Annotated in this window: 10 protein-coding genes; 3 read left to right on the forward strand and 7 right to left on the reverse strand. The window is 53.0% G+C overall.

Features of this window, described 5'->3' with window-relative positions:
• Positions 1-582 carry a gamma-glutamylcyclotransferase gene (locus JCM12308_RS27970; protein ID WP_306303373.1) on the reverse strand — a complete coding sequence of 194 codons (582 nt, stop codon included), beginning with the start codon at positions 580-582 and terminating at the stop codon, positions 1-3.
• A gap of 37 nt (positions 583-619) precedes the next feature.
• On the opposite strand from JCM12308_RS27970, the gene JCM12308_RS22505 reads away from it, so the two are divergent.
• Complete coding sequence (locus JCM12308_RS22505; RefSeq protein WP_054785148.1) at positions 620-1663, forward strand: DUF2125 domain-containing protein; 1044 nt, start codon at positions 620-622, stop codon at positions 1661-1663.
• 14 nt (positions 1664-1677) lie between these two features.
• Here the strand turns inward: JCM12308_RS22505 and JCM12308_RS22510 are convergent, their stop codons facing one another.
• Positions 1678-2139 carry a GNAT family N-acetyltransferase gene (locus JCM12308_RS22510; RefSeq protein ID WP_008550746.1) on the reverse strand — a complete coding sequence of 154 codons (462 nt, stop codon included), beginning with the start codon at positions 2137-2139 and terminating at the stop codon, positions 1678-1680.
• A 324-nt stretch (positions 2140-2463) separates the two neighbouring features.
• Here JCM12308_RS22510 and JCM12308_RS22515 point away from each other — a divergent pair, with 324 nt between their 5' ends.
• Positions 2464-3366, forward strand: coding sequence for an HpcH/HpaI aldolase/citrate lyase family protein (locus JCM12308_RS22515; RefSeq protein ID WP_054785149.1), 903 nt, complete (start codon positions 2464-2466; stop codon positions 3364-3366).
• A 90-nt stretch (positions 3367-3456) separates the two neighbouring features.
• Positions 3457-3663: a DUF1737 domain-containing protein gene (locus JCM12308_RS22520; protein WP_008550451.1), complete on the forward strand. Its 207-nt coding sequence runs from the start codon at positions 3457-3459 to the stop codon at positions 3661-3663.
• 57 nt (positions 3664-3720) lie between these two features.
• Here JCM12308_RS22520 and folE read toward each other — a convergent pair whose 3' ends face one another.
• The 5 genes from folE to JCM12308_RS33120 form a co-directional block, all read right to left on the reverse strand.
• Positions 3721-4344: a GTP cyclohydrolase I FolE gene (gene folE / locus JCM12308_RS22525; protein WP_054785150.1), complete on the reverse strand. Its 624-nt coding sequence runs from the start codon at positions 4342-4344 to the stop codon at positions 3721-3723.
• A gap of 35 nt (positions 4345-4379) precedes the next feature.
• Positions 4380-5456: an ATP-binding protein gene (locus JCM12308_RS22530; protein WP_208978869.1), complete on the reverse strand. Its 1077-nt coding sequence runs from the start codon at positions 5454-5456 to the stop codon at positions 4380-4382.
• A 72-nt stretch (positions 5457-5528) separates the two neighbouring features.
• Complete coding sequence (locus JCM12308_RS22535) at positions 5529-6218, reverse strand: outer-membrane lipoprotein carrier protein LolA (protein WP_054785151.1); 690 nt, start codon at positions 6216-6218, stop codon at positions 5529-5531.
• Between the two features lie 209 nt (positions 6219-6427).
• Positions 6428-7099: a DNA translocase FtsK gene (locus JCM12308_RS22540; protein WP_373282404.1), complete on the reverse strand. Its 672-nt coding sequence runs from the start codon at positions 7097-7099 to the stop codon at positions 6428-6430.
• Positions 7072-7260, reverse strand: a 189-nt coding sequence (locus JCM12308_RS33120) for a hypothetical protein (RefSeq protein WP_373282405.1), incomplete at its 5' end; no start/stop codon positions are given. The genes JCM12308_RS22540 and JCM12308_RS33120, both read right to left, overlap by 28 nt.

Consider the following 7260-nt stretch of genomic DNA (forward strand, 5'->3'; position numbering starts at 1 on the left):
TTATAAAGAAAGCTGCCGTGCCAGCCATTCGACGTTCTGGTCTTTAATACCCATTTCCTTCATATGCGCGTGAGTGTTGAGTACATACTCCGGATTTGCGCCAGACTGCCCCACAGCCCCCTTTACAATCTGCAATTGGTCTTCTAGCGGTAACGCACCTGCATATTGCTCGTGTTTCTGGTCGGCGACGAATGTCACGGCGCGGACTTTGGTGCCGTCTTCATCCAGCAAGCGGATGCGGCGGTGGGTTTCCAGATACACCATGGTCTGCTGTTCGCGTTCACGGAGGTATTCCAGTGTGTGATGCCAGTTTTCCGGCGCGACCCGAAATGCCATGCCGATGCAGGCACCGCCTTTATCCAGCCCAAATACCAGTCCAGGGTTGTCTTGAGTCCCGCGATGAACCCAAGAATACACACAAAGAGATCTATGGACACCATGCAAGATTGCTGGGACAGCTTGCTCATAAGTAAAGCCAGGACGCCAAATTAGTGAGCCGTAGCCAAATATCCATAAATCTCGCATAACTATTTTCTCGTAGAATTCTTTGAGTGACACGCCTATCAGGCTCGTAATCAGCATGCAACTCACAGCGACGTGTGAGGGTAACGGAGAGTAGATGACTGAACCAAAAGTATCCCGGCCTCCAAGAAAGTCGGCGTATTTCGTTTTGGCGATCCTAGTCGCCTTGATTATTGGCGGCTGGTCCGCCTATTGGGCAGTTGGACGCGGTATTGTTTCGGACGTTATTCGCAATGGTGTGAAGGTTGCTGAAGCAGATGGTGGAAGCCTTGAGTGTGGCAACCAGCAGCTGGGTGGCTACCCGTTCCGCTTTGAGTTGACCTGTACTCCGTTCCGTATGGACAAGAACGGAGAGTGGTACTTTATCAATGAGTTACGCGGTGTTGCGTTGGCCTACAATCCAACTCATGTGATCTTTGAAGCTACTGGCCCGGCAGAGGCAACCTTTGGTCAGGCTGGTCCGGCTTACTCCGCGCATTGGAAAACGGCACAGGCAAGCGTGATTGCAAAAGACAGCAAACCTTCGAAACTGGATGCTGTCTTTAAAGAGCCAAAGCTGACTTACACCATTGGTGATCAGTCCGTTGAGTTCGATGCGGAACTGACTGAAGCACATATGCGCCGCGTGGAAGGCAATGAAGATGCGCTGGACCTATCACTACTGGTGACTGGTCTGACAGCGGGTCAGGTGTCTGACGAGGTGCCGCTTGATATCAGCCTTGTGATGCAGTTGCCGGAGGGTTCCAAGCTTCTGGACGGCAAAGTTCGCAATATTGCTGATTTGATGGTTGATGAAGAGCTAAAGGTCAACGTTTCCAATCTGCATCTGAAAAGCGGAGAGTTTTCCGTCAAAACAGGTGGTGATCTGGTGATTGACCGTCAGGGCCGTCTGAACGGCACTCTGCCTTTGGTGATTACCGGCATTCATCAGTTGGAAGATGTGTTGCGCCCACTGTTCCCACAGGGTTCCAAGACGCTTGAATCACTGCAGAAGACTGCAATGAGTATTGGGCAGGGCAGTGCAGTGAATGGTGTTCCGACGCTCAAGATCCCAGTGACGATTGAAAACGGGCGGGCCCGTATCGCCTTCTTTGATCTGGGGCCAGTGCCTCAGCTGATCATAAAAGAAAGCGGCTCGTAAGAGCCGCTTTTGGTTTAAGCAAGTGCCAGACGATCAATCGGGACAATGAAGCTGTCTTTGTCGTCTGGTTCTGCCAGATTTTCAAAGAGGCTGTTGTCGACCTTGTTCTTGTTTGGCACGAGCCACCGGACGTGAAGCCAGTCACGCTCTTTACCGATCTTGGAGATTTGCTCTACCAGTGTGCGGCCAATGCCTTTGTGGCGGTGGTCTGGCATCACGTAGATATCATCCAGCTGGCCAATGCGCAGGCCGGAGATCAGGTCTGGAATATCGAAGAAAGCGGCAAATCCGACCAGCGTGTCCTCTTCAAATGCACCGATGATCTCGATTGACTTGTCTTCGATCAGACGCTCTGCGAAGACTTCGTCAGGACGACGTGGAGCTCCGCGCTTCAAAGCTTGTGCATTCTCTGCGATGAGAGGGGCCAAGTCTGGCGCATCAGCGGGTGTTAAGGCTCTGTAAGAAAGGTCAGCCATTATACCTCTTCCCGTTCCTTCGTTTGATTTTGCGTTATAGAGTGACCCCAAAAATCCCTTAAAATCAAGGTGCGAAAGTCTTATAGGACCGCGAAATTTGTGGGATGCTTCTTTCCAGTGGCTGGCTCATTGGGAGAGTACTGGTCGAGTCTGCATCTCTGCGTTGCCGCAAAAGCTGATGTTGCTGGGCAGCATAAGGCGAATTGCAGCCAAAGGCCTAGTGTTTGGCGGTTCAAAACTCGCAATTAGCCCGAATGGTGAGTAGTTAAGGCGGATTGCTGGTTCTAAACTCTGCTTTGATTTTGCAACGCAACAGGAAGTGCCATGTCTAGCTCAGAGCAAGCTCACACCATCAGACCGCGCCGTAGTGCGCTTTACATGCCGGGTTCAAATGCACGAGCATTGGAGAAGGCCAAAGGGCTGGATGTGGATGTGCTTCTGTTGGATCTGGAAGATGCTGTTGCGCCGGATGCTAAAGAGATGGCGCGTGTGCAGGTGTGTGAGGCTGTGGCCGGTGGTGGGTATGGCCATCGCGAGCTTGTTATCCGCATCAATGGCATGAAAACCCCATGGGGTCATGATGATCTGAAAGCAGCAGTTGCTGCCAAGCCAGATGCTGTGCTGTTGCCGAAGGTGGAGAGCCTTGCTGACATTCAGCCGGTTGCGGATTATCTGGCGGAGCAGGGTGCTGAGAGCGTTCGCATCTGGGCCATGCTGGAAACACCGGGTGCAATCCTGAATGCTTCTGAGATCGCGGAAGCGGCGAAAGATCCGCATAACCGTCTCGACGTGTTCATCATCGGTACCAATGACCTGAGCAAGGAAAGTGGTGCGAAGATTCTTCCGGGCCGTGCGGCGTTGATGCCTTGGCTGATGACATTCCTGGCGACGGCCCGCGTTGGTGGGGCTGACATTCTGGATGGTGTTTACAACAATTTCTCTGATCTTGAGGGCTTTGCGGAAGAATGTCAGCAAGGCGCAGACATGGGGTTGGATGGTAAGACGCTGATCCATCCAAAACAGCTGCCTGCTTGTAACTCCGCGTTTGCACCAAGTGCTGAAGAGGTTGCGTGGGCGACGAAGATAATTGCCGAGTTTGAACAGCCTGAAAACCAGGACAAGGGTGCAGTGCAGGTTGATGGCAAGATGGTTGAGCGTCTGCATGCGGATATTGGCCGGAAAACCGTTGCGATTGCAGAAGCTATCAAGCGGCACGTGAACGCGTAATTTTGAACAGTGCGCGTGTTTAAAGCTCTGGCTTCTGTCTGGTGTGACTGATAGGTTCCGCCAAGATTAAAAGAACCTAAGGGAATGGATATGCGCCTTTACCGCCTCATCACCGAACCGGATTCCGCGAAGTTTTGTCACCGCGTGACTGAAGCGCTCAACAAAGGTTGGGAGCTGCAAGGTTCTCCAACCATGACCTACGATGCCACCAGAGGCGTCACCATTTGCGGTCAGGCTGTGGTCAAGCATGTTGATGGTGAAAAGTATACGCCAGAGACTAAGCTCGGCGCTTGGTAAGCCAATAAGTTTCAAGGCCTGCAGAGATGCAGGCCTTTTTGTTATGGCTCTTCTTAGTTAGCCAAAGTTTCCTGAGGGGGCATGCAACAGTGAGAGGAACTCCTGCCGCATTGTGGTGTTGGTTTTGAAGTCTCCCTCAAAGTACCGAGTGACCATTGAAACGCCTGGCTTGCGAATACCTCTCGTGGTCATGCACATGTGCGCTGCTTCCACGATAACAGCGACACCGCGGGGCTGCAGAGCTTCCCAGATAGCGTCTCCGATCTGGGCGGTGAGTGTTTCCTGAATTTGCAGACGTTTGGAATAAGCCTCTACAACACGTGCGAGTTTGCTTATGCCGACAACGCGGCCTGCTGGCAGATAGGCAACGTGGGCCTTGCCGATGATCGGCACAATGTGGTGTTCGCAGTGGGATTCCAGACGCATGTTACGCAGAACGATGAGATCATCGTATCCGTCTGTTTCCTCGAAGGTTTGCGTCAGCAGTTGCTTGGGATCGGTTTCGTATCCGGCAAAGAAGTCTTCGTAGGCGCGTGCAACGCGGGCAGGGGTATCAAGTAGTCCCTCGCGCTCTGGATCATCGCCTGACCATTCAATCAGCGTTCTGACAGCGGCTTCGGCGTCTTCTCTTGTTGGGCGTTTGCGAGCCTGTTCTTTGGTCGGCGTTTCGCTCAGCAGCATACTTATGGTTCCTGATGGATGGAGGTATGCTGATATTATTGTAATAGTATAACATTACAATCAAGCTGATTGTTGGAGCATGGCTTCCAGTACACCCCGATAAATGGCGCGGACACGGTGATGATGCTCAGGAGAGGCCTGCCAGAAGTTGGTGAGGCCGGGACCTGCATTGAGTTCAAGCACGTGGCTGGAGCGTCATTGATGCTCAGGTCTTCGCAGAGGATATCGACACCGGCATATCGCAGGCCACAGACGCGGGCTGCTTCAACGGCCAGATCTTTGAAGCTTTGTGAAGCGATATTGGTGACGTCGACGGCTTCGCCACCGGTTGAGAGGTTGGCATTGGAGAGGAGCTGAAGGAGTTCGCCATCGCTCAGAATACTGGTGAGTTCATAGCCAGCTTCCTGAATGGCTTTGAGGATGCGCGGATCGTCGCTTTCCACCTTGTATCCACCGCTGCGGGTGGTGAGCGTCTTGATCTTCTCTGACAGAAGCTCTGCGATGGTGTGGGTGCCATCTCCTGTAATGGAGAGAGGGCGGCGTTCGATGATCGCCAGAATGGTTCCATCCAGCACGATAACTCGGTAATCGCGGCCTGAGACAGCTTCCTGTACCAACATACGATCATTGGTTTGTAGGGCGGCTGTGAGGTGTGCGTTCAACTCTGCCTCATCTGAGATCTTCTGAACTCCAACACCTTGCGTGCCTTCGTTGGGCTTGATGAAGAGCGGATAGCCAAGGGCCTCAGCGATTGCAGGGGCTTTGGTGAGCGTGTTCAGGCTTTGCGCCACATGTGGGTTCGCAGTGCTCAGCTGGCGGATGGCTTTGTCTGAGTGGATCAGCTTGAAGTCTGGGGTTGGCAGGTCCGCATCTTGGAGCAGGCGGCCACAGAAGTCTTTGTCTTTGGCGGCTTCTCCTGCAGCGTAGCTGTTGAGTGCGAAGGCTCCACCTTTAATCGGAAAGCGGTTGCCGTCTTCCGTTTCAATATAGCCGAAATAGAAGAACTCGCTGTCGAGAGTGAGTTTGATGCCCTTTTCCTGGCACAGCTCTGCAAGCAGGCGGGGAGCCAGAGGAAGGTTCGGCTGGTCGGGTGAAACCGGGATAAACTGCATTCACATACTCAAGCTAATAAAAAAGGAGCGCCGAAGCACTCCTCTTCATACATCAGAATTTGGATCAACGCTTTAGTTGTTGCCGCGTCGCTGACGGGAATTTGCGATGTAGTCGATCTTGAACAGATCCGGGTTCGTTGCGCCGTTTTCAACCACATCGTAGATGGCAACAGAGGTGTCGTACCCCTGTGCATCGCGTACGGTCCACTGCTTCAGTTTATAGTCGCGCGCATCGAAGATCAGCGTCAGGCGGCCAGAAGTGAAGCGGGTTTTGTCGTCGATGGTGATTGTGATGAGGTCTGGCTCAACAACCACGTTGGTGACGTTTGCATCTGTTTTCAGGTCGATCTTATCAGCCAGCAGGAAGCGCAGCGGGGTCTGAGACAGTGGCCAGATGTCCTGTGTCTGTAACTTACGGTCCTTCACGGAGACCATGCTGCCGTCAGCGATGATGTCGAGCGTGGACGGCTTGTTGTAGTAGAAGCGGACTTTGCCCGGACGGCTGATGAAGAACTGGCCTTCAACGCGGCCACCGGTTGGGCCGAACTGTACGAACTTGCCGTGCATGTTGCGTACGGAGTTGAAATACTTGCTCACCGCGTCAATGGCTTGCACGTTGGTGAGTGCGACTGGCTGAGCCTGCTGGGTTGTTTGAGCGGCGGAGTGGTCTGCTGTCAGTGGGACAGAACCAATAAAAAGCGCTGCAGCAATTGCGAGGCTTTTGCCAATCCTACCAAAAGAGATCGCCTGAGATGCAATCATAAATAAAACTCCGCTGTCAAAACTCGTAGAACAACCGTAAGGCGAGTTGATTAACTCTTCTCTAAATCTTCAGCCGGCGGTTGTTTGTGAACCCTCATTTTGAGAGGCTATCGTTACCATAAGGCGAAGATGGGGCATATGCCCCAAATTCCATAAATTTGCCTTGTGATCTCCGAAAAGGCTGATCAACTTTTCGAGAATGCTCTCAATTAGAACTGCTCATCATTGTCCGGAAGCAGGATTTCGCGCTTACCGGCGTGGTTTGCTGGGCTGATCATGCCTTCCTGTTCCATCCGCTCAATGAGAGATGCAGCGCGGTTGTAGCCGATTGAGAGGCGACGCTGAATGTACGAGGTGGAGGCCTTGCGGTCTCTGGCGACGATGGCCACCGCCTGATCGAACAGGTCGTTGGTTGCGTTGCCGGAGCCCTGTGTCAGTGCATCGTAGCCACCAGCTTCCTCGGTTTCTTCTGTTACGTCGGAAAGATAGGTTGGTGTGCCTTGTTCCTTCAGGTGCTTTACGATGTCCTCCACTTCATCATCTGAAACGAATGGGCCGTGAACACGCTGGGTTTTACCACCAGCAGCCATGTAAAGCATGTCACCCATGCCGAGCAGCTGTTCTGCGCCCATTTCGCCGAGGATCGTGCGGCTGTCGATCTTGGAGGTCACCTGGAACGAGATACGGGTCGGGAAGTTCGCTTTGATGGTACCGGTGATCACGTCCACGGATGGACGCTGGGTTGCCATGATCAGGTGGATACCAGCAGCACGGGCCATCTGTGCCAGACGCTGGATTGCGCCTTCGATGTCCTTACCAGCCACCATCATGAGGTCAGCCATCTCATCGACGATCACGACGATGTACGGCATTTTCTCCATTGGCAGTTCTTCTTCTTCGAAGATTGCTCGCCAGTGTTTTTATCGAAGCCGGTCTGAACCGTACGGGTGAAGCTCTCGCCCTTCTTCATGGCCTGCTCAACACGGGTGTTGTACCCGTCGATATTGCGCACGCCCATCTTGGACATTTTCTTATAGCGATC

Source organism: Pseudovibrio denitrificans JCM 12308, from assembly GCF_001310815.1.
Lineage (GTDB): Bacteria > Pseudomonadota > Alphaproteobacteria > Rhizobiales > Stappiaceae > Pseudovibrio > Pseudovibrio denitrificans.